Below are 21,100 nucleotides of genomic sequence, written 5' to 3' on the forward strand. Positions count from 1 at the left end.
CTGGAGTTCAGACGTGTGCTCTTCCGATCTCTCTGCCCGCCTGCCGGCCCCGCCCGTTCATCCGGGCGGCAGGAAGAGACGGGCATCCTCCGGGACGAGCTGATCGCTGAGCCATGCGGCGAGATGAGCTGGGCCGAGATGGCGCAGATCGTCGTTGAAGTCGCCGAGCTGCGGCCGCAACACCAGGGCGAGGATTCCTGACTCGCCTGCGCGCTGGCTGAGACGTTCGATGCCGTGCCGGCCGGCGGCGTCAGCGTCGGCCGCGATGTAGAGGCGGCGGCAGCCGGGGGGCAAGATCAGGCCGGCGAGGTGATTGGCCGAGGTGGCCGCAGCCACCGGCAGCGCCGGCATCACCGTGCGGAGCGAGGCCATCGTCTCGAAACCCTCGCCGGCGGCCATGACCGGAACGGGCGTGCCGGGATCGAGGCCGAGCCAGATGCCATTTCCCAGGAGATGACCGAGCGAGCGTCGAGGATCGGCGATCTGCGCCTTGCCGTTGCCGTCCGGAGCGAGCCAGGTGCGCTGGAGGCCGGTGATGCGCCCGTCGATGCCGGTGACCGCAGCGATCAGCGCGGGCAGGGTCTGCGTCTCGCCGGTCACGAGATCGCGATAGTAGCAGCCGGGGTGGAAGCGCAGGGCGCGTTCGCGGGCGGCAAGCAGAATGCCGCGGCCGGTGAGGTAGCGTTCGGCCAGCGTGCCGGCGATCGGCTGCGACATGGCGAACAGGCGGCGGGCGGCGTCAGGGGAGCCGCGTGCCGCGGCAGGCTGGCGCTGGATATCGGATGAGCGGGACTGGGGTTCTGGCCGTGGGATGGCGAGGAAGCGACGCGCTTCATCGGCGACCTCGCGGAATCCGACCAGGCCGCAGCTCGCCTCGATGACGTCGAGCAGGTCGCCATATTCGGCCGTCGCCTCGTCGACCCACTTGCCGGCAGGGCCTTTGGCATTGGCTTTCAGCCGCACATGCATGGAGCGGCCGCGTGCGTTGCGGACATCACCGACGATCCAGTGATTGCCGGAGCGATGGCCGTTGGAGAGATATTCGCGGCACACCGCCTCGGCATGTTCGCCAAGGCGGCGTGCCAGCTCGGAGGCCGAGGCGGTCATGATCGCCTCCCCTTAAGCCGCTGCGGTGCGGTCGGTGACCCCGACCAGCGTATGGCGATCGAGGAGTGTCGCGAGGATGGCGGAGCCTTCGTCGCCTGTCGGGACGAACAGCTTCAGCTTCCAGGAGATGATTTCGGAGATCAGACCCAGCGCCTTCAGCCGCGGGACCATCGCTTCGGTGAAGCCGACCAGCTCGACGCGGTAGTCGTTCATGACGCGGCTGCGGCGCAGGACCAGGCCTTCGGCAAGCTGCAAGCCGATCTTGCCTTCGATCAGGCCTGTCCATGCCGCCTCCGGTGCAAGCGTCGGCACATGGTCGATACCAAGATTGCGTAACATGGTGGCCACCAGCGTCGGCGCGATGTGACGGCCGATGATGCGTTCGCCGGCATCGGTCTGGATCCGGTAGACCTGGCAATCATGATCGGGCAGCCGCCGCCAGATCGGCAGCAACAGGCCGGCGACGATGTAGAAGGTGCTCGGGGTGAACTCGGGGACCGCGGTGACTTCTGCCTGCCACAATTCGCAGAACAGCTTCCGGTCGGCAGGCTGCCAGTGGGTTTCGGCGAGGGCGTCAAGACCAAAGCGCAGCTCGTCAATCGGCCGAAGCAGACGGACGCGATGTTCGACCGTTCCGTCGTCGAGCATCAGACTGGCGGTCGGCAGCTGGATCGCCGCTCGATTGGAACGCGTGTTGACCAGCAGGACTGACTGCGGCTCGGCGCGTACGATCGCCAGAGCGTCTACCAGGCCGAGTGGCCGGATGCGGTCTTTGCGCGCAACAGTCAGGACATGGGACTGCGCGCCGGAGACCGGATGCGTGTAGACCGTCCGGCGATCGGTAACGACGATGCTCTCCGCCGTGATCGTCTCCAGCCCCTTGTCGTAATTGCCGGCGGCAATGGCGCCTTCGACCTTCGCCGCCATCAACTGCTCGAACACCTCGAACAGCAGGTTCTGGGTTTCGATGCGCAACGCTAGTAGGCGATTGAGCCAGGTCGTGATCGGCGGCAGTTCGTCGCGCAGCCCGCCCTCGTCAGTCGTCAGCGACAGCCCGGTCACAGTCTCGAAGGTCGTGAGCGAGCAGCCCTCGATCTTGCCCTGGTGCAACAGAAGATAGAACTGGCGAAGGGCCGCACGGGCATAGGGGCTTTCGAGATTGTCCTCGGACCGGAACAGTCCCGCCCCGCCGGTCTGGCGCTGGCCGCGCGTGATCGCGCCCAGCGTGTCGAGCCGTCGCGCAATGGTCGACAGGAAGCGCTTGCCGGCTTTCACGTTGGCGGCCATGGGCCGGAACAACGGCGGTTGCTTCTGATTTGTTCGGTGGGTCCGTCCGAGACCCTGGATGGCGTTGTCGGCGCGCCAGCCGGCCTCCAGCAGATAGTGTTTGCGCAACCTCTGGTTCTTCACCCCAAGATCGGCATGATAGGAGCGGCCGGTGCCCCCGGCATCCGAAAAGATCAGCACGCGCTTGTCGTCATCCATAAAGCTCTGGGTCTCGGCGAGATTGGCCGAGCCAGGGCGGTTTTCCACGGCGAGCCGATCGATGCCGTCGCGGCCGGTCTTCTTCACGATGCGGCGCGAGCGGCCGGTCACCTCGGCAACCCTGGCGGTGCCGAAGTGATGGATGATCTGGTCGAGCGCGCTGCCGACCGGCGGCAGCGATGCAAGTTTTTCGATCATCTCGTCGCGCCGGCGAATGGCCTCCCGGCACTGGACCGGGTTGCCATCTTCGTCGTGGACAGGCCGCGAATAGACATTGCCCTCCGCGTCCGAATATTCCTCGAACAGCTGGGTGGGGAAGGAGTGCAGCAAGTACCCGCCGACGTACTCGCGCGGCGTGACGTCGACATGCAGATCCGACCATTCCTCGGTTGGGATATCGACAAGGCGTCGTTCCATCAGCGCTTCGCCGGTCGAGACGATCTGTACGACTGCCGCATGCCCGTCGGCGAGGTCCTGCTCGATCGCGCCGATCAGCGTTGGCATCATCATCGAGGTGATCAAATGCGAGAAAAAACGTTGCTTGGTACTTTCAAAAGCTGAGCGCGCCGCCGATTTTGCGTTGCGGTTCAGCGTGCCGGCCTCGCTGGTGATGTTGGTGGCCTCGAGTGCGGCAGTCAGGTTGTTATGGATGACCTGGAAGGCGTCCGCATAGGCGTTGTAGATGCGGATCTGCTCGTCGGTTAGTGCGTGCTCGAGCAAGTCGTATTCGACGCCATCATAGGAGAGCGAACGCGACATATAGAGGCCGAGCGATTTGAGATCGCGGGCGAGCACTTCCATCGCCGCGACACCGCCATTCTCGATCGCGGCGACGAATTCGGCTCGGTTGGCGAATGGAAAATCCTCGCTGCCCCAGATGCCGAGACGCTGCGCATACGCCAGGTTCTCGACGGCGGTCGCACCGGTCGCGGAGACGTAGACAACGCGGGCATTGGGCAGCGCGTGCTGCAGCCGCAGTCCCGCCTTGCCCTGCTGCGAGGGCGCGACGTCGCCACGCTCGCTTTTGCCGCCAGCGGCATTGGCCATGGCGTGCGCTTCGTCAAAGACGATGACGCCATCGAAAGATCTATTGATTCCCGTCGGGCCTTCGTCCCCCCTCGCGTCTTGTCCGACCCAGTCGAGGATCTGGGCGATCCGGGATTTCTTGCCCTCCCGTTCCTGCGAGCGCAGGGTTGCGTAGGTCGTGAACAGGATGCCCTCGGCAAGGCGGATCGGTGTGCCCTGCCGATAACGTGAGAGCGGCTGGACGAGAAGTTTTTCCTGGCCAAGTGCTGCCCAATCGCGCTGGGCGTCTTCAAGCAATTTGTCCGACTTGGAGATCCAGATCGCACGGCGGCGGCCCTGCAGCCAGTTGTCGAGGATTATGCCGGCGACCTGCCGTCCCTTGCCGCAGCCGGTCCCGTCACCCAAAAACCATCCACGGCGGAAGCGGACAGCGTTCGCAGCACCTTCTGGCGCGGCCGAGACGACATCGCAGGTCTCGTCAACCGTCCAGGCGCCGGTGAGATGGCCGCAATGGGCTTCGCCGGCATAGATGACGCTTTCGAGCTGGGCGTCCGACAGCAGGCCCTCGTCGATGATCGCATCAGGAAGAAGCGGTCGATAGGAAGGCTTCGGCGGCGCGACGGCGGCCATTGCGGCCGATTGCACGAGCGGCGTCGGATGCGGTTTGGCGCTGGGAATGTCGATTGACTGGAGCGCGTACGGTTCGTAGATCGTGTCGGTGAGCCGGCCGCCCTCCTCGGGCATCCAGTCGCGCAGCTCATAGGCGAGCGGGACGGCAGGCGCGCTGCTTGCCATGACCTGGCGAGCGGGCTTCGTCCGCACAATCGGACGAACCGATTGGATGGCCTTCGGAGCAGCCGTTGAGACACCGAGGGGTGCGGCTCTCGCCCCCGATCGGGCGCCCATGTGCATGGCGGCATTGCGCAGGATGCCGCTGGACAATGCACCGATCGAGTCCGGAAAGCCGGCCGGTGCTCGGGGCGGCAGGGCCGAGATCCAGGAGAGCAACGTCTCGACATGCATGGCCTTGCCCGGCGAGGAGAAGCTGGTTGGTTCGGTAGCAGGAACTTTGTCGATGATGGTCAAGCGGGTCTCAGTGGTGGTGCCATGGCGGGCGTAGACACGGCCGTCGATCGCCGCGGTGAAGACAATGGTGCCCTGCTGCTGCAGGCGTTCGAAGGCGGGCCGCCATTTGGGGTTTTCGGAAGATAGGCCGGTGCCGGTGATGGCTACCAGGCGCCCGCCCGGACGCAGGCGTGCGAATGCGGAGGAGAGGTGCCGCCATGCCGCATCGGCGACATGGCCGTCGATATAGGCGCCGACGCTGAAGGGTGGATTCATCAGCACGACGGACGGCTCCATGGCCGCGTCGAGATGATCGTCGATATGGGCAGCGTCGTGCCGGGAGACGGGGAACCGGGGAAACAGCAGGCCGAGGAGATCGGCCCGCGTCGCGGCAAGCTCGTTCAGGGCGATCGAGGCGCGCGCCATCTCGGCATGGACGGCGAGCAGACCGGTGCCGGCCGAGGGTTCGAGAACGAGGTCGCGAGATGCGATCGCCGCGGCGTGCGCTGTGACCAAGGCCAGCGGCAAGGGCGTCGAGAGCTGCTGCATGGCCTGGCCCTCGTCGGACCGTCGCGTATGAGTGGGAAGAAGTTCGGCGATGCGCTTCATCATCGCCAGCGTTGCCTGCGGTGTGGTGGACCGGGACAGGATCGCAGGGCCGAACCGGCGCAGAAACAGCACCTGGGCGACTTCGAGCGCTTCATAGGCGTCCTTCCAGACCCAGAACCCTTGCGCATCGCTGCCGCCAAAACTTGTCGTCATGGCGGTGCGCAGGGCGGCGGTGGTGACAGGCTTGCCCTGCCCGAGGAAAGGCAAAAGCAGCATTGACGCCTCATGGATCGCCTGGGCGGTGTTGATGGCGTCATGTGCCGGCACCGCGAGGCGAGCGGCCGTCCGGGCGACGGTCGAGGTGGTCGAAACAATGTTCATGGAGATGTCCTTCGCGAGAGGGGGGAGTGGCACCCGCGCCGGCACTCTCTCCGCGCCAGCCGGGCCGCACTCCTCCCGGCTCCCCTCTGCCTCTGGCGCCGACGCACCAAAGGGGTTGCGCTCTGCACAAAGCCATGACTTGAATGTCCGGACAGGGATGCGGCGGCGACCTGGAGCTGCGGAGGTGATGCGACGGTTCAGAATTGGCAGTGCGGTCTACGAGGAGGGAGCGCCTGACCTGCAGGCGGCGCTGGCGAACGCCTATGCTCGCACCGAGCGTCCGCTATGCCTGTGCCGCGAGCCGGGCTGCCCGATGTACATTGCGCGCATCGGCGACCTTCATCTGATCAAGCGCATGCCGCTGAGTGGCGGCGGGCATGATCCATCCTGCGATTCGTATGAATCGCCTTACGAACTATCCGGCCTGGGCGCCTTGATGGGCAGCGCGATACAGCTCGATCCGCAAAGCGGCATGGCGGCCCTCAAATTGGACTTCAACCTGTCGAAGACAGGGAGCCGCGCAGCATCCGTGCCTGCGGGGCAAAGTTCCGCCAGCGTAACCGCCGATCCCAGGAAGATGTCGCTGCGTGGCCTCCTTCATTATCTCTGGCACGAGGCCGAATTGACGGTCTGGACATCCCGATGGGCCGGCAAGCGACATTGGTGGAATGTCCGCTGGCATCTGCTCGAGGCTGCCAGGCAAATGACTGTGAGGGGAGGACCGCTCGCGGACATCCTGTTCGTACCCGAGCCGTTTCGCGCCGAGAACAAGGAAGCGATCGAAAATCGTCGCAACGCGGTTCTCGGCACGGCGCTCCCGCCGAAATCCGGCCCACGAAAGTTGCTTGTCCTGGTCGGCCAGGTGAAGGAGATCGTGCCCGCCCGATCCGGTCAGAAACTCGTCATCAGGCATTTGCCCGGTTTTCCCTTCATGATCGACGATGCATTGCATCGCCGCTTGCAGGCGCGTTTTGAGAAAGAACTGTCCCTGTGGGCAGCGGATTCCAGCTCACATCTCATGACGATCGCTACGTTCGGACTGAACCCGGCCGGCCTCGCCATTGTCGAGGAGGTCGCGTTGATGGTGGTGTCCGAGAACTGGATTCCCTACGAGACGATCCCGGAGAAAAAGCTCGTCGATGGGCTCGCCCGCCTTCGCGAGAAGAGCGTAAAGGGATTGCGCTTTGACCTGCAACCCGACCAGCCGATCGCCAACGCATTGCTTCAGAACAGGGACGAGCCGATAGCGCTCTTTGTCGTTCCGGCCGGTGCGGGCGAAGCGTTCGAAGCTTCGTTGCAGGATATGATCGCGAACCGGCCGGAGATGGGTGCGTGGACCTGGAGGGTCGGTGACGGGGAGATGCCGGCCCTTCCATAGGCTGGGAACGACATCTCAGATTTCCATCAATTTCGTGAATCAATTGGCGGCCATCGATTCAGACAATGCGTTGGACAAGGATCCCCGCTGTCTTGGACCATGACGCTATGGTGAGGGGTGACCAGCGATCGTCTTTTTCGGTGAGCATGCTGCGGGTTTGCGAGGATCCGCGGTGTAAGCACAGCGGGCGAGTGATCGTTGTCAGCGTTGAACTCGTCATGCCATTCGACCTGTCCGACCCCCGCGTTGCATCGGCGAGCGAAACGCTGGAGAGTTGGCTTTCGCATCGGCGTCCGTCCGGGGCGGCACTGCGGTCGATGTTGCGATGGGTGGCGGTGTGCGCCGGTATCGGCAACGATCTGAGACACCCAAGCCGGCGGTATAGGTCGAATACGCTTCGTAGCTGCGCTTGTCCGCCCGTGTCGGCTGCTTACGAAGGGTCCTCATCGTTGCTCCCTCGCCTTTTGGTGTGCGGGCGCATCGCCGCCAGTCGGTTGTCGATTTCGTTGTCGGACAGGTCCTCCAGCAGTTTCAGGATCGTGCCGTTGCCACCGTCGTTGACGAGAATGACGCGTTTGCCACGGTGCTCCGCAGGCCAGGTGTGGGGATTGATCTCGCCGGCGATCCCCTTGAAGTCGGGATGCCTCGCGTTCCAGATGGCCTCGAGCTTTTCCGCGCGGGTCATGTTGTCACTCGCGCCGGTCTCGTGGGCGATGATGGCGGCGCGCATCTTGTCTGGCGACTGCCGATCCGTGAGGTCGCAAAAGCCATGAAACCAGCGTTCGCGGCCCCGGATCCGGATCGCGAAGAATACGCTGGTCACGTTGCCAGCCTTGAACTCCGAGATGCCGAACATGCCGGTGCGCATGAAGAGCGGCGGCAGCAAATCGAGCATGAAGTGATATTCTGACGCGGCAATCTGGAACCACTCGCCTGAATAGGGCGTGCCGGAAAGCGGATCGATGCCGGGAGTGTCTTTGTGTCGGCTGAACAGTTGGAACATCTGCTCGCGGGTGGCGACGCCGTCGAGCACCTTCCTGAAGGGTGGATGTGCGGTCATGGGGTTCTCCTGAACGCAGGTCGGCCACGCGCGGCATGAACCGCGTCGTCGCAACTGCTTGTGGTGTTGTGGCTGTCGACTGGCCGGGCCTGCGGCCGGCGCGTGCGCCGGCGATGATGGGGTTTGCAGGCTTCAGGCGGCGCGTTGCTCGGAGGAAGGCGAAGCGCCTCGACCACCCCAGTAACGGCACGGACGGCGGCGGCGAGCGCCGGGATGTCGTTGAGCATGTCGAGCGCAACGAAGTGGTTGGCCCCGCCGGTATAGTCCTTGCGGCCCTTGCAGGTGCGGATCAGGATGCCGTGACCTGAGGACAAACCGAACTGGCCGACCTGGATGTAGGCGCGGTGATGGGTGCAGGGTAATTTCACCGGAACGGCTATGCCCGCCTGTTCGAGCGCAGGTCAAAGCTTCCCTGCGGCAGGTTTAGTTGGGCAGCGAGTTTCTTGAGCCGTGAACGGGCTATCGTGTGAAAACGTCTCTTCTGCTGCTCGTCATAGGAGCAGCTTCTGTTCCAGTCGAACATGTCGATCTCCATGAAACTGGAAAGACCCGGCGACCGCTCACGCGTTCCCGGGTCTGTCGTCGGGGTGGTTCTATGGGGTGAAGCGATCAGGCGACCGTGCGGCCCTCGATGACGTCGGCGCCGAACCTCGTCCGCGGAGACTTCCTCGAGATAGGCCCGACCATACTGGTTTCGAGCCAGCGTTCGGCCGCCTCGCGATCCTTGGCGAGATAGAGCAGCTCCGGGCTGTCGCCGAGTTCCTGCAGGACGCGGACCATGCCGATCGTAGGACGCTCGACGATCTCGAAACCCAGGTCACTCTCGACGGACCAGGTGCGCCTGACCGAGACGACGATGATGCCGCCCTGCCCGAAATCGCCCTCATGCAGGGTGAAGTAGGCCGGCGAGCTATAGGTCGCGCGCTCGCGCGGCGGTTCCTTCCTGACCAGGCGACCGACGCCGTTGCGGCTCTCCCAGGCGGCGAGCTTCTTGGTGAAGCGAGCCGGCGGTTTCGCGGCGCCGTCGCTGTACCGGATAACGCTCCCCAAAGGGGCGGATTCGTACACGATATGTGCGGACATGCGGGTTTCTCCATGTCAGAAAACGAGAAAGGGCCCGGCGGGAGTGCCGGGCCCGGTGCGAGCGTGAGGCCGATTATTCGGCGGCCTGGAGGTGGTCGGCCTCGTCGCCGTCGATGGTCACCGGCTCTTCGGAGGACGGATCCGCATCGTCGGCAAGGAAAGCCGGCAACTCGGCGGCATCGCCGTCGAGAGTCACCTCGTCCGACATGTCGCCGACGACCGCGTCGCCAGCATCGGTAGCCACTTCATCGACCTCAAGGCGCAGCGGCTCGGGCAGCCAGTTCGATCCTTCGAGAAGACGGGCGGCTTCACGGGCCATGATGTCCTTCTTCATGTGGTCGATCAGCTGCGCGGAGTCTGCGCCACGCGCTTCACGGACAGCCTGTAGAATCCGCGCCTTGGTGAGCCGCCCGAGGAACTCGACCGTAGGCGTCCAGCCCGCGTCGACCATGTCGAACTGAAGCGAGCGGCCAAGCATGTCTGCATGCTCGAGCGCCTTCGGTCGCCTGTTCCAGGGTTCGACCACCGCATTGAGGGTCAGCGAGACGCAGTGCGCGAACAGCGCCTTGCGGCTTGCTTCGTCGAGGCCGAGAAGGAAGTCCCACAGGCTTTCCGCCTCATCAGGCAAATCGCGGTTCCAGGCTTCGTGCCGCTCGGCGATCTCCTTGGCCCAGGATGTCTCAGCAAGACCATCGACTTGGCTGAAGCTGCCGCTCTTCAGGCTGATCTCCAGGCACGAGTCCGGCGCGAAGCGATAGAAGACCTGCAGGACGAAGGCATGGAGTGCGGCGACGATGGCGATGGCGACGTCACCGGCGAGCGCGTTGCGCAATGCCAGCGTCCGCTGCGCGGTCAGGTCGAAGACGAGCCGATCGGGCAGCGGCTTGATGCCATCGTCCTCGCCATCGTCATTAGCGCTGTCATTCACCGGCCTGCCGTTGACGACAACACCGTCGCCATCGTCGTCGCCAGTGGATCGGGTTCCGCCATCGGCGCCCCCTTCCTCGCCCTCATCGACGTCGCCGGTCTCGGTCCGCGGCTCGTCCTCCGACCGCACGAAGCCGGCGTCGACCTGGAGCTTGCCGTTCGCGGCAAGCGTAACGAACACACCGGCAATGGCCTTCTGGGCGGGATCGTAGCTTTGAGGACGATCATCGATCGCATCGAGTTCGGCGCCCAGCTGGTCGAGCTTCGCCTCGATTGCCTCGTCGGCGTCCTCGGCCCGGGCATCGTCCGCGTCCAGCTTGTCGTATTCGGCCTTCAGCGCGTCGTAGCGTTCGATCTCCTCGGCGCTGAGTTCCTGCGCCTCTGCATAAATGCGCCGCATGCCGGAGGTGTGGCCATAGGGAAAGCTGATCGCCGCCTCGACCCATTTCCAGCCTTCGGCACGGATCGCCTCGGCATCCACCTTCAGCCTGTCGAAGACGAGCTGCTCGAGGAGCGCGGCGTCCTGGAACCAACCGCCGGAATCCTGTTCGAACAGGTCGCGCAGGATGACGCCGCCAGCCGCCTCATAGGCTTCCGCGCCGACATAGACGGCCCGTCGATCATCGGTCCGGACCGTGGTCTCCGTCAGCAGGCGCCTGATGTAATAGGGTTCCTGCGTGTGCGAGCTGCAAATCCGTTCCCAGACCTGCTCCTGGCGCGCGTGATCGTCCGAGATCGAGAAGGCCATGATTTGCTCAAGCCGGATCTCGTCATTCTCGTAGAGGTCGAGGAGCTTCGGCGACACTGATGCGAGCCGCAGGCGCTGCTTCACCGTCGCCGGCGACACGAAGAAGCGCGCGGCGATCTCTTCCGGATCGAGGCCCTGGTCGCTGAGACTCTTGAACGCGCGAAACTGGTCGAGCGGATGAAGGTCTGCACGGCGCAGGTTCTCGGCAAGCGAGTCCTCCTCGGCTGAGGTTTCCTGCCTGCGGTTGACGATGCAGGGGATGAGCTCGTTCTTCGCTAGGCGCTTCTGCTTGATGAGGATGCCGAGCGCGAGATAACGCCGGCCGCCAGCGGGCACCTCGAACGTGCCCGTCTCCTCGCCCTCGCCGCCGAGCACGGGACGGACGTTCAGGCTCTGGATCAACTTTCGCCGTCCGATGTCTTCGGCCAGCTGCTCGATCGACACGCCGTCCTTGATGCGCCGGACATTCTTCTGCGACAGCATTAGCTTGTCATAGGGAATATTCTCCGCGGCGTTCATCGCGATCTTCTGAATGGCGTTCTTTGCCATGGTCAGGTTCTCCATGACGGGCGGCCCGGGGCCGCTCCCCGAACCTCCAAGCCCGTCAGGAAACTCCTCTCCCCCCTCTGCCTCCAAACCTCACGCCGGCGCTGGCCGCCTGCCGCAAGATTTGATGGGTCGGGATGACGACGCGCCGCTATCGTTTCGGCTCGCGGATCGACGCGACCGAGCCGCCCGAGGGTCTCCAGCATGCTGGCGTGGTCCGTCAGCATATGGATCAGTGCCTGCCGGTCGACGGTGACGGACTTGCTCGTGTTGCGCGTCCGGTCGTGCCGAACATTCAGATCCTCGAATTCCGTCATGTGAAGAGATTGAGAAGAGGCCCGCCGCTCATGCGCTGCGCCTTCTCGGGCTATGTTTCAGACCTCGGCGCCTGCCGCCGCATTGGCGACGGCATGCTGCGGGACGTAGGAGAGGCCATGCCAGGATGCTGGCTCGGGCTTACGGCCGACAGCGACCAGCGGCCCGCCAAGCGTCAGCTGCAGCACGATACCGAACTTGGCGGATCAGCTGTCGATGACCGGGAGACCTGCGGCGATACATTGGGCGTAGATGTTGTCGGGTTCCCTCGGTTTGTTCCACGACGGGACGGCCGAAAGCCTTTCGTCCGTCACCTGACCGCCACGCAAAAAGCGCCGTCCTTTTGCTTCGGAGCACGGCAGCTGGGATTGATGGAGATGGCGAACCGGACGTGAGGCCAGCAACGAAAGTTTTCGCTGCCGGCCTCCGCAGGATCAGGCGGCGAAATTGAGAAGCTTCTTGGCCTTGCCCTCCATTTCCAGGCGGACATCCTGATGCGGCTTGTCGCGCGCGACCCGCGTGATGCCCTGCACGAAATCGAAGATCGATTCCGGCGGCCTGCCTTCCTCCATCAGAACAGTCTCAATGATCTTCGTGGTCTCGGACTTGGAGAAGCCCCGTTTGCGCAGGAAGCCCTGGCGATCTTCGTCGTCTCCTGCGACGATCCGTTCCCGCGCGGCCTTGATGCCGTTGACGAACGGCATGGGCGATGATTCCGCGAATTGGATCAGCGCCGGCTCAGCTTGCAGGGCGAAACGCGAGGCGGCATATTTGGAATGCCGGATGGTGATTTCCTCGAAATCTTCGACGCCCCATAAATTACGATTCTGGCACACTGCGCGCAGATAGAAGCTGGCAATCCCGAGGGTGCGGGCTCCGACTTCGGAATTCCAGCAGTAGAAGCCGCGGAAATAAAGATCCGGTTCCCCATTCGGCAGCCGCCCGGCCTCGATCGGGTTCAGGTCGTCGACAAGAAACACAAACACATCTCGGTCGGACGCATAGAGCGTAGTCGTGTCGTTGGAGATGTCGACGTTCGGGTTGTAAATTCCCGTCGACCAATCGAGGACTCCCGGCACCTTCCAGCGAGTGTCCCCGTTGCCGTTGCCAGCGATCTTCTGCACGGCGTCGATCAGTTCTGAGTCAAATATTCTGCCGTAGTCCGGACCTGTTACCGCTCGCAGCTCGAGGCGTCCGTTCTCGATTTCCAGCGTCTTCACCTGCTCGGCGCGGTGGTTGAGGAGACCGTGCTGTAGGTTGATCACCGCGAGCGGGGCCGGAAGCTGGCGCAGATAGGTGGCCGGCGCGCCTACTAGACTGGCGAGTTGGCCGAAACTCCAATGCGTGGGGGCAATTGGGGCAGGCGCATCGGGCAGCATTAGCCTCAGGCGCTCCGGGTCGTCGCGGCTGGCCTCGACGCGGATCCGCTCACTTTCGACGATGCGGGTCTTGCTGCGCTCCGACCGGGCCTTCACCGAATTCCGAAGGTCGGTGAGCGACAGATATCGCTCGTCCGCCGGCCGGTTGAACCATTCTGACGACACGCGGCCGATGCGCTGGCCGCGGCTGACGTCGATCTTATAACCGGCACGCTCGTTGCGCTTGGGCGTGTGAATTTCCATCTGGGTCATGGGTGTCGCTCCTCGGCGAGCGCCGGGAGACTCTCTCCCGGACCTTCACTCGCCACTGGGGCCCGCCCGCCCTCTTCCTCTCCCGGCATCCGCGCGCCACTGGGCGCGTCGGCATTTCGGCGGCGGCCGCGTCAAGGCTGACACCCAGGAGAGAAGGCTCGGGCTTCAGGAAAGCCCGAAGACCAAGCGCCGCTTCACCTTCCGGACGCGACAGAAATCCGCTGTGCTTTCTTGCGCAAACAAGACGGGGACCCATCCGGATTCAGATAGTGGCCTGCTGAAATTGGACAGGCAACTTGTCTTGAGATTGAGCAACTGCAAGTTCTCTTCGGGCCTAGCTGATACATGTATAAATTGACCCAACGTCATGATAGGTGAAGACCGTATCGAGGTCGGAACTGAGAGAGTAATTGCATGTCGAGCAGGTTCGTCCGGCCCGTGGTGGTGCAAATTGGCCGGCATGACCGTGAGCGCGTCATATTCGATGTGAACGACGCAGGCACGATCCTGCTGCGAAGTTTCCCTCATCAGACGGAGAAGCGAAAACTGGCTATGGATGCATGTCTTCAGGTTCTGCGTGGTGAAGCCCAGACGCCGATAGCGAGACGGGCCTTCGTTGCAGCGGCGTTAGAAGCGAAAATTCTACGCAGCGACTGAGGTCCAAACGATATTAGCCTCGATCACAGTGGGAGCGGCGGATGGCCGGCGAGATCAAAAAGTTCTTTTTGGTTCAAAATGCGAGCACCGCCTGTGCAGATGCTTCGCGCGGCTGCGAAACCACGAACGTGTCGGCAGGCAACGGCCGAAGCAGCTCTTCTTCCATGCAGGTCCCGTCGAGCCAAGCCATCCGCTGATCGCGCCGCAGCACCGCCATCTGCCGGTCGTGGAAGGGCGCCACGTCGTCGTTAGCCTCGATCGTCAGGATGGCATAAGCCTCAGGCCAGTCCCGTGTCGCCTGGCGCCAGACTCCAGCGAAATACAACCAGTCATCGTCAGCGAGCGAGAAACTATAGGGCTTGCCGCGGCTACGATGGCGGAACTCGGATGCGGGAACGAGGCAACGGTGACTGGGAAACGTCCTGCCCTCAGCGCGGATGACGGTGAACGGCCTGCCTCCAACTTCGCTGGGCTGAAGGCCCCAAGACAGCTTGCGTTCGTCGAGCGATGCGTCGGAATCGAAAACCTTCGCGCTCATGGTCACGCGAACATACAGGAACACGATCGCGGTGCAATGCGGTCGGACGGAGGACCGATGTGCAATGACTATCGATTGACGGTGGATGTCGCTTCGATCGTGGAAGACTTCGCCGACCTCAAGATCAAGATCCGCTTCGGCGAAGGTGCGCCAAACCTCGAGGCGCGCGAGGACATCAAGATCACGGACGTTGCGCCGATCATCAGGACGGTCGAGGGTGTCCGAGGCGAAGGCGATATGATTCAACGGCGCTGGAGCTGGCACGGACCGAACAAGCGGCCCGTCTATAATTTCGTTCGGAGGGCCGGGAGTTCTCGTCGAACCCGTGCCTGATCGTGGCGGACGGTTTCTACGAGTTCACCGATCCGGAAGACCCCAAGAAGAAGCGCAAGGACAAGTGGCTCTTCGCAAAGAAGGACGAGCCGATCTTCTGCATCGCCGGCATCTGGCGTGAAATGCCTGAGGTCGGCGAGGGCGCACAGGGACACAGGAGATCCGCTTGTTTATTACTCCAGACCGTAACCAATGCCCCCTGACAGCTATCTACCGGTAGAGTCTCGGGTACTTGGCCTTCTCAGTCTGGCAATCATCCCTACGCCGCACCGCTTTGTTCAAAGCGGCCTCATAGGCGCGGATGGCCCTCGTGAACTTAGGTCGATTGGGTGTCAGGTGTTTATCCAGACCGTCGTATAAAAGGACTGGAACAGCTACAATTGCTTTTCCACCTTCGGTTGGCCTCAGCGCCCGGCATCTTTGAATAACACCGATGACGTTACCTGCCATTGTAGCGGCCAAATTCAACTTGGCGTCGGGCATCCGAGCTAGGAAGTTAATGTTTTGCTCCCCTCCCTGTCCGGCTGAAGCAGCCGAAGATATGACGCAGACTGCCGCGCCGAGTGTAATCAAAATGCGGTTCAAAAATTGCCCCCTCAATGTTTGGCGATCTCGACCCAAGCATCGCCCGTTCCTGCAATGCGAGGTTGAAATAATTCAATTCGAAAAGCAATTGGCGTTATGCGACATTGCGCGAGGATCACCGCACCCCGGGAGCAGCGAGCATCTTAGTTTCCTCGGCAGCAGCCAGGAATGCCTTCCGTGCCTCCTCAGGTTCCATCTCGTCGGCAATGCAGGCGATGCAGACGCGTACCGATTGGTTCCATTTGGGGCCACGCTTGGTCCACTTCATCAGCTCCTGGCCGGCTGCCTCGACGTTGTTGACGTTCCGGGTCATACCGGCGCTCTCAGTCCTCACAGGGACCGGAGGGGAGAACCAATGGGTTGCCATGAGGGGAAATGTAGGACGGCTATGGAATTTTGTCGGCCGATTCTTGCTTCGGCAGCTCAGAGTCTTCTGAAAGCTCCCGCGCCAGTGTGGCAAGCGTCGGTGTCAGAGTTGGTTCGCCTACAAACCTTAGGAGCCTGCGTAGCTTCCGGCAGTAGTCTTCCGAACTGATCATCCCTCGGAAGGCACGTCCCCTACGCAGCATGGCCGTGAGGGTCACTGAAGGTTCCTTCTGGTTCGTCGAACGCCATAGAAACGTGCGCTGCCAAAGTGGTGGCGCTCCATTCAGCCTCGACCTGCTCGCGCCGCTCAAGCTCCTGCAATAATGCAGCAAGGGACGCCGGCAGTTCCTCGTCGACTTCGAGACCAAGCCTGTTGCGGAGCATCAGACGATTATCTTCTGAGCTGATCAACCGTTGAAAGGCTGTCCCTGCTGTTGGTCGTGCCGGCATAAGGTCGTTCCCACATTCGGTCTGAAACACTTTCGCTGCGAAAGGGTTCCGAAGGGATGCGAATTTGGTGGGTGCTCGCGCGAAGTTCCCCCGTGCCCCTCTCGATCTCATAGAGGGTTGAACCAATGGGTTGCCATCCGGCTATTCGCGAAGATCGAACCCGACAAACAGGCCAAAGGCTGGGGCAATCTCGACTATAAGCTCAACCAGCGCGCAGTCACTTTCCACCAGATGCGGCCCGTCTCGGCGCACCGCTGCGATGGTCTCTTTGACGGAGATGATTTGGCCGCGACCGGCTTGTAAGATCAGCTCTTCAACAAGCTTATGGGCACTCACTTTGCTCGGTCGGCAGTTCGTCAGAAGGTTCATCCGAGGCCTCCCACCTCAGCGAGAACCCATGCGGCCACCTTATGGGTCACTCCACGAAAAATCAATGTTCGAATCGTATGGAATAAAGGACTGATATTTGGGAGAAATTTCACCTACGACAGGCAGAGGGTCACCGCCTTGTGCCAGCGAGGTCCTCTCCGGGTCCACCTCTTAAGTTGCTCAAGGGCTGTCCTCGCATTGTTGCAGCCATGCCTGTCGCCGGTTTCAGTCTTCACGAACNGCTCAAGGGCTGTCCTCGCATTGTTGCAGCCATGCCTGTCGCCGGTTTCAGTCTTCACGAAGACCGGAGGGACGAACCAATGGGTTGCCATTGAGCGATAATTAGAGGGGGTGGGAATGTTTGGAAGGGATGTCTGAGCCGGTGATCGACTTTGGGCTCGCGCGAAGAGCCACGCGACCTGCTAATCAGGAAAAAGCATACCCTCCTCCTCGGCAGCAGCCAGGAATGCCTTACGGGCCTCCTCAGGTTCCATCTCGTCGAATATCACGGCCATGCAAACCCGCACCGCGAGATCCCAGCAAGGGCCACGCTTGGTCCACTTCATCAGCTCCTCGCCGGCTGTCTCGGCGTTGTTGACGTTGNGATTTAGCATGTTGCGAAGGTAATTGCGGATTACCTCTGAGGTGATCCACCGCCGCACAACTTCGGCAATAACCTCCTGTTTGGCTTTATCGATTTCAACCGCATTCGGGCCTGCATGTTTAAAAGGAGCGAACTGCACCGCGAGCGAATTTGTTCCTGCTAATCACGAAGATCAAGCAGGACGGCGCGCCCTTCTTGCGGGGCCGCGATAAGCAAAATTTCGCACAATTCAGCATCCGTCTCGATTACGTGGGGGCACAGGGCACGAAGTGCTGCTAGGGCCGCTTTAAGGGACACCACGTCCCCGTCTGATGCTTCAAGAATGGCGGCGGGAAGAGCGTCAGTCGTGATGCGTGTCGGCTCGGTATCCATGATAGCCCAACCCCTAGTGCCCGAACGGCATGCTGCGCCGAACTGATGAAAGATCAACAAACGATTTCGTGCAGAATGACAGGCCAGAATGTTTGGTAGAAATTTCTGAGCGGGGGATCGGATAACTGGCTCGCGCGAGGCCCCCGTGCCCCTCCGTTTCTCACAGCGGTGGGCAATTGAGACACCGCCAGCACGACCGAACGCCTCGACCAGCAAAGGCTGTGTCAAGCACAACGGACCTATGTCGCGCCGCCCTGTATCCAGTACTGTTTTGGCAGGAAGATAGACGACGGCTGATCTCATGTGGCCGCCTTCCCTCCACCCATTTCGATCCATCAAAATTAATTGTGATGGGGGGCGCGGCGGTGCTAGCGTGACTACGGGAAGCTGCTCGGGAGGAGTACCCATGGAAATACGCGACTTCGTTGCCAAGATCTCGGCTGCGCTGCGCAAGCGCCAAGCTGCCATCCCGGTCACTACGAAGCCGATCCGCTCGTCGGTGGCCGATGTTCCGTTCAAGCCGTTGCAGAGGCCAGCGTATCGACCGCGTCCACCGATTCGACCCGCCAGCAACATGTGACCAGACGCTCATTCGTCGCGGCCCTCCGGCCAGCCCTTTGCGAGCGTAAGGTCGGACATCGGAACGAAAGGCGGATACGCGAATTCTACTGCTAGGTAATTGGAATCGTCGCCCATGAGGCTCGCGACCCTCCACCTTGAAACTGCGAGATACGGCGACGTATTTCGNTAGGTAATTGGAATCGTCGCCCATGAGGCTCGCGACCCTCCACCTTGAAACTGCGAGATACGGCGACGTATTTCGCGCCGCAAGGCTCGCGCGAGTAAGGCGGCAAATGGTGCGGCACATCGAGCGCACGGACCGCTCGGCGCAGAAAGTCGAGCAAGCGCTGGCCAAGTTAACCGAAGCAAACGCACCCATGGACCGGCTCACGCGGCATCAGTAGGGCCATGCTCATGCCCGCCACCGCATCGGTATGATATGCGGGGGATTGTGCGGGTGTTGCATCTGCCGTTTACGCTGTCGCTTTGCAGTTAATTGTGAGAATCGCTCGTGAATGTTTTCAGCTGGTTAGCTGTGCATCTAATTTGAGAACGCACGGGGGTGTGCCTTCCGAACATCATGCGGGTGCGCAGTGCTGATCAACTGCCTTCGACTGAAGGCTCGGCGAGCCGCAGTTTGGCAGGCGACATCTTGAACGGCCGTCTACCGCGAACCGGTTGCTTTCCGTCGAAACGACCCACGACCGCTCACCGTCAAGCCGCAAGCGCAGCTTGACCGCAGCCGGTATCTCGATGGCATCATTGGGACCGGACGGCGGCGTATGGGTGATCGGCAGGACCCGGACGACCGGCGAGCCATCCTCCTGCATGGAGACCAGCGCCAGCAAACATCGCGGTATAACTATTCCGGCCATATTGGTCCGCGAGCTGGGTTGCGGACTTTTTCAACACTATAAGGCCATAGGGCTACATATCCGGGTTCAACAGATCGCCGCGACTGCCTGGACCTTATGGACCGCCCAGTCTATCGCAGACCCAAAAAGCTCAAAATGGCTATTACGATCACGACGGCGCCGACCAACCAAATAATGTTGTTCATGATTACGCTCCTTGGCCTAGCCCGAACATGGGAACATTAGATGCGGCGAAAAGTTCCTTGCGCGCGTCGCTTTGGTTGATTAGGGGTGCGCCGAGGCTTCCGGTCGGACCGAGTTAGATCCAGCGCTAGGTGAGTCGTCTGGACCAGTCGTCTATCTGGCGCTCTGCCTCTTCCTTGGCAATTCCCTCCTGAATTCGTCCGGCGAGTTGGTCACGATTGCCCTCGATGCGATCAAGATCATCGTCGGTAAGATCACCCCATTGCTCCTTCGCTTTGCCTTTGAACTGCATCCATTTTCCCTTGATTTGATCCCAGTTCACATTTTCCTCCTTTGGTGTTCAAAGGAAATGCAAATGGACACCATACGTTCCCGAACAGCGGATCACTTATGACGATTATTATTGGCGACGCCGCAAAAAGCCGCCCGGCGAAGCCAGCGGGGCGAATTGGAGTAGGGGATCGAATGGGAACGATCCGCGTCTTGACATCACGCTCGATCGAAAGGTTCCTCAGCGGGATCAGCTGGCGCGCGCCAAGGGCTTCGGCTGGCGGGCTTTTTGATCATCGCTACTTTTCCTTCTGACCTTTTTCAATCTCGTACGACAGCCAGCCGTTTCATCAACAGAAGCACGCCATTTGGACGGCTGGGAAAGAAGACGGCAAAAACTTCACCGCACCTCAAGTATAGCGCGGCAATCTGGGAGAGACTATTGCCAGCAAACAAAGAGCCCAGCTGTTCTTAACCCGGGCTCTTAAGCATAGCGGTCCTGCTATTTCAGAATCATGCGCTGCTTATCGCGATTCTGGGCATAGGTGCCCTTGTCGTAAGCCATTTGGGCATCGAGCTGGTCTTTTGTGAAGTTTGTGTAGAGATACTTGTTGCCATTTTTGTCGCTCATGAATTTTAGGTTCTCCATCCCAACAGCCACTTCCTTTGATCCGATGCCGAGAAATCCTCCAACGTCAACTATTATTGCATCCACCTTTTTGTCGCCGCTCAGAACGACGTCGCCAATCTTTCCGACATTTGCGTCGTCGGCGCCGTAGACCGTGGTGCCAATCAGATCTTCTGCACGGATCTTATCTATTGGCATTTCAGTCAGCGATGACCTGTCAATGGCCCCGGTGGACGTCTTGTCAACAGTGGTGGCTGCAGGCTGCTTGGTCGCGTTCGATGCTGAAGCTGTCTCATATGCCGTTGCATCGAAGCTGGGCTGCGCCTCTAGTTCTTGTTTGGTCGTCGGCACGACAAGCCAGCGGCTGCCGTTCTTTTCTGCCCACTGAGCCTTGGCAAAATCAAAGGCGACGTTCTTCTCACCGACTCCCAGGAAACCGCCAACGCCGATGATGATAAGTTTGGCCGTTCCATCCTTCGCGAGCACTATGTCGTTGACGTCACCGATCTTCTCGGCATTGTCAGCGGTCCCGTTGTAGACGTCGGTGCCGATAAATTTGGTCACCAGGTTGCCATCGGCAACGACCGCAGGGGCTGCAAGCGTGGCTTCAGGCTGTGTTGCGGCAGCAAGCTTGTCTCCGGTATAGGCGCCGGTTGCCAGCAGCGTGGCCAGCGCTGTGGTCGCCAAAAGTTTCCGGATCATGATGTTCTCCTTGTGTTTCGCGTGGTGTGACGCGCGCGCCGGCCGTCCATCGGACGCTCAAACGCGAGTTGAAAACGCGAAGTGCCCGATCGAAGTTCCAACACGTTAGCCGGCTCAGCTACTCCCCACCACAGTTTGCAAAAAAGCCCCGCCAGATCGCGCTGACCGGGCCAGTTGGCGACTCAATCTCTTCGTCGCCGATGATGAAAGGAGATTGACCAAAGCGTCTTGAGAGGCATGTGGTTCCGGTGGAGGAATCCAGGAGGGGAGTGTTGGAACAATCATGTTTCGCGAGCGTTAAGCAGC

The 21,100-nt window shown here is 61.5% G+C and carries 18 protein-coding genes and 2 pseudogenes; 5 read left to right on the forward strand and 15 right to left on the reverse strand.

The genetic code is table 11. The features are described from left to right. Positions 1 to 57 precede the first annotated feature (57 nt). Both X760_RS71560 and X760_RS71565 read right to left on the reverse strand, forming a co-directional pair. The gene (locus X760_RS71560) at positions 58 to 1,107 is read right to left on the reverse strand and encodes a toprim domain-containing protein (RefSeq protein ID WP_023722764.1); all 1,050 of its coding nucleotides are present in this window, start codon (positions 1,105 to 1,107) and stop codon (positions 58 to 60) included. Between the two features lie 12 nt (positions 1,108 to 1,119). Next, positions 1,120 to 5,613 (reverse strand): strawberry notch family protein, encoded by a 4,494-nt coding sequence (locus X760_RS71565; protein WP_023722765.1) that lies wholly within the window; start codon positions 5,611 to 5,613, stop codon positions 1,120 to 1,122. Between the two features lie 187 nt (positions 5,614 to 5,800). Here X760_RS71565 and X760_RS71570 point away from each other — a divergent pair, with 187 nt between their 5' ends. Continuing rightward, the gene (locus tag X760_RS71570; protein WP_023722766.1) at positions 5,801 to 6,991 is read left to right on the forward strand and encodes a DUF1173 domain-containing protein; all 1,191 of its coding nucleotides are present in this window, start codon (positions 5,801 to 5,803) and stop codon (positions 6,989 to 6,991) included. A 430-nt stretch (positions 6,992 to 7,421) separates the two neighbouring features. On the opposite strand, the gene X760_RS71575 is transcribed toward X760_RS71570, so the two are convergent. The 4 genes from X760_RS71575 to X760_RS71585 all read right to left on the reverse strand — a co-directional run bounded on the left by X760_RS71575 (position 7,422) and on the right by X760_RS71585 (position 11,358). After that, positions 7,422 to 8,024 carry a DUF1419 domain-containing protein gene (locus tag X760_RS71575; RefSeq protein WP_348633264.1) on the reverse strand — a complete coding sequence of 201 codons (603 nt, stop codon included), beginning with the start codon at positions 8,022 to 8,024 and terminating at the stop codon, positions 7,422 to 7,424. 23 nt (positions 8,025 to 8,047) lie between these two features. After that, complete coding sequence (locus X760_RS78565; RefSeq protein ID WP_023722768.1) at positions 8,048 to 8,419, reverse strand: hypothetical protein; 372 nt, start codon at positions 8,417 to 8,419, stop codon at positions 8,048 to 8,050. A gap of 241 nt (positions 8,420 to 8,660) precedes the next feature. Beyond that, positions 8,661 to 9,134, reverse strand: coding sequence for a hypothetical protein (locus X760_RS0140210; protein ID WP_348633265.1), 474 nt, complete (start codon positions 9,132 to 9,134; stop codon positions 8,661 to 8,663). Between the two features lie 73 nt (positions 9,135 to 9,207). After that, positions 9,208 to 11,358 carry a ParB/RepB/Spo0J family partition protein gene (locus tag X760_RS71585; protein WP_031195269.1) on the reverse strand — a complete coding sequence of 717 codons (2,151 nt, stop codon included), beginning with the start codon at positions 11,356 to 11,358 and terminating at the stop codon, positions 9,208 to 9,210. A gap of 134 nt (positions 11,359 to 11,492) precedes the next feature. Here X760_RS71585 and X760_RS71590 point away from each other — a divergent pair, with 134 nt between their 5' ends. After that, complete coding sequence (locus X760_RS71590; protein ID WP_023722772.1) at positions 11,493 to 12,065, forward strand: hypothetical protein; 573 nt, start codon at positions 11,493 to 11,495, stop codon at positions 12,063 to 12,065. A 39-nt stretch (positions 12,066 to 12,104) separates the two neighbouring features. Here the strand turns inward: X760_RS71590 and X760_RS71595 are convergent, their stop codons facing one another. Continuing rightward, positions 12,105 to 13,301: a hypothetical protein gene (locus tag X760_RS71595; protein WP_031195270.1), complete on the reverse strand. Its 1,197-nt coding sequence runs from the start codon at positions 13,299 to 13,301 to the stop codon at positions 12,105 to 12,107. A gap of 414 nt (positions 13,302 to 13,715) precedes the next feature. On the opposite strand from X760_RS71595, the gene X760_RS71600 reads away from it, so the two are divergent. Further along, positions 13,716 to 13,958 (forward strand): DUF982 domain-containing protein, encoded by a 243-nt coding sequence (locus X760_RS71600; RefSeq protein WP_023722774.1) that lies wholly within the window; start codon positions 13,716 to 13,718, stop codon positions 13,956 to 13,958. 73 nt (positions 13,959 to 14,031) lie between these two features. Here the strand turns inward: X760_RS71600 and X760_RS71605 are convergent, their stop codons facing one another. Further along, positions 14,032 to 14,496 carry an SOS response-associated peptidase gene (locus X760_RS71605; RefSeq protein ID WP_023722775.1) on the reverse strand — a complete coding sequence of 155 codons (465 nt, stop codon included), beginning with the start codon at positions 14,494 to 14,496 and terminating at the stop codon, positions 14,032 to 14,034. A gap of 57 nt (positions 14,497 to 14,553) precedes the next feature. On the opposite strand from X760_RS71605, the pseudogene X760_RS71610 reads away from it, so the two are divergent. After that, positions 14,554 to 14,969 (forward strand): annotated as a pseudogene (locus X760_RS71610) (SOS response-associated peptidase family protein); the annotation flags it as partial. Between the two features lie 560 nt (positions 14,970 to 15,529). Here X760_RS71610 and X760_RS71615 read toward each other — a convergent pair. From X760_RS71615 to X760_RS78570, 4 genes are all read right to left on the reverse strand, one after another. After that, positions 15,530 to 15,781, reverse strand: coding sequence for a DUF982 domain-containing protein (locus tag X760_RS71615; RefSeq protein ID WP_023722778.1), 252 nt, complete (start codon positions 15,779 to 15,781; stop codon positions 15,530 to 15,532). A 191-nt stretch (positions 15,782 to 15,972) separates the two neighbouring features. Further along, positions 15,973 to 16,230: a hypothetical protein gene (locus X760_RS71620; protein WP_156948329.1), complete on the reverse strand. Its 258-nt coding sequence runs from the start codon at positions 16,228 to 16,230 to the stop codon at positions 15,973 to 15,975. 141 nt (positions 16,231 to 16,371) lie between these two features. Continuing rightward, the gene (locus X760_RS76890) at positions 16,372 to 16,599 is read right to left on the reverse strand and encodes a hypothetical protein (RefSeq protein WP_156948331.1); all 228 of its coding nucleotides are present in this window, start codon (positions 16,597 to 16,599) and stop codon (positions 16,372 to 16,374) included. Between the two features lie 422 nt (positions 16,600 to 17,021). Continuing rightward, entirely contained in the window at positions 17,022 to 17,342 is a 321-nt protein-coding gene (locus tag X760_RS78570) for a DUF982 domain-containing protein (protein ID WP_023722781.1), read from the reverse strand. Positions 17,343 to 17,981: 639 nt separating this feature from the next. Here X760_RS78570 and X760_RS76895 point away from each other — a divergent pair. Next, entirely contained in the window at positions 17,982 to 18,155 is a 174-nt protein-coding gene (locus X760_RS76895) for a hypothetical protein (RefSeq protein ID WP_023722783.1), read from the forward strand. A gap of 652 nt (positions 18,156 to 18,807) precedes the next feature. Here X760_RS76895 and X760_RS78575 read toward each other — a convergent pair. The 3 genes and pseudogenes from X760_RS78575 to X760_RS71650 all read right to left on the reverse strand — a co-directional run. Continuing rightward, positions 18,808 to 19,011 (reverse strand): annotated as a pseudogene (locus tag X760_RS78575) (plasmid maintenance toxin (PemK-like)); the annotation flags it as partial. A 310-nt stretch (positions 19,012 to 19,321) separates the two neighbouring features. Next, positions 19,322 to 19,516, reverse strand: coding sequence for a CsbD family protein (locus X760_RS71645; RefSeq protein ID WP_031195272.1), 195 nt, complete (start codon positions 19,514 to 19,516; stop codon positions 19,322 to 19,324). Between the two features lie 450 nt (positions 19,517 to 19,966). Then, on the reverse strand, positions 19,967 to 20,794 hold the full coding sequence (locus X760_RS71650) for a PRC-barrel domain-containing protein (protein WP_023722789.1): 828 nt from the start codon (positions 20,792 to 20,794) through the stop codon (positions 19,967 to 19,969). Between the last annotated feature and the right edge of the window lie 306 nt (positions 20,795 to 21,100).

The organism is Mesorhizobium sp. LSHC420B00, from assembly GCF_000503055.1.
Taxonomy (GTDB): Bacteria; Pseudomonadota; Alphaproteobacteria; order Rhizobiales; family Rhizobiaceae; genus Mesorhizobium.

Coding starts and splice junctions, on each gene's coding strand:
- X760_RS71560 (WP_023722764.1), bottom strand. CDS start 1,107: ATGACCGCCTCGGCCTCCGAGCTGGCACGCCGCCTTGGCGAACATGCC.
- X760_RS71565 (WP_023722765.1), bottom strand. CDS start 5,613: ATGAACATTGTTTCGACCACCTCGACCGTCGCCCGGACGGCCGCTCGC.
- X760_RS71570 (WP_023722766.1), top strand. CDS start 5,801: ATGCGACGGTTCAGAATTGGCAGTGCGGTCTACGAGGAGGGAGCGCCT.
- X760_RS0140210 (WP_348633265.1), bottom strand. CDS start 9,134: ATGTCCGCACATATCGTGTACGAATCCGCCCCTTTGGGGAGCGTTATC.
- X760_RS71585 (WP_031195269.1), bottom strand. CDS start 11,358: ATGGCAAAGAACGCCATTCAGAAGATCGCGATGAACGCCGCGGAGAAT.
- X760_RS71590 (WP_023722772.1), top strand. CDS start 11,493: ATGACGACGCGCCGCTATCGTTTCGGCTCGCGGATCGACGCGACCGAG.
- X760_RS71595 (WP_031195270.1), bottom strand. CDS start 13,301: ATGACCCAGATGGAAATTCACACGCCCAAGCGCAACGAGCGTGCCGGT.
- X760_RS71600 (WP_023722774.1), top strand. CDS start 13,716: ATGTCGAGCAGGTTCGTCCGGCCCGTGGTGGTGCAAATTGGCCGGCAT.
- X760_RS71605 (WP_023722775.1), bottom strand. CDS start 14,496: ATGAGCGCGAAGGTTTTCGATTCCGACGCATCGCTCGACGAACGCAAG.
- X760_RS71615 (WP_023722778.1), bottom strand. CDS start 15,781: ATGGCAACCCATTGGTTCTCCCCTCCGGTCCCTGTGAGGACTGAGAGC.
- X760_RS71620 (WP_156948329.1), bottom strand. CDS start 16,230: ATGCCGGCACGACCAACAGCAGGGACAGCCTTTCAACGGTTGATCAGC.
- X760_RS76890 (WP_156948331.1), bottom strand. CDS start 16,599: ATGAACCTTCTGACGAACTGCCGACCGAGCAAAGTGAGTGCCCATAAG.
- X760_RS76895 (WP_023722783.1), top strand. CDS start 17,982: ATGGAAATACGCGACTTCGTTGCCAAGATCTCGGCTGCGCTGCGCAAG.
- X760_RS71650 (WP_023722789.1), bottom strand. CDS start 20,794: ATGATCCGGAAACTTTTGGCGACCACAGCGCTGGCCACGCTGCTGGCA.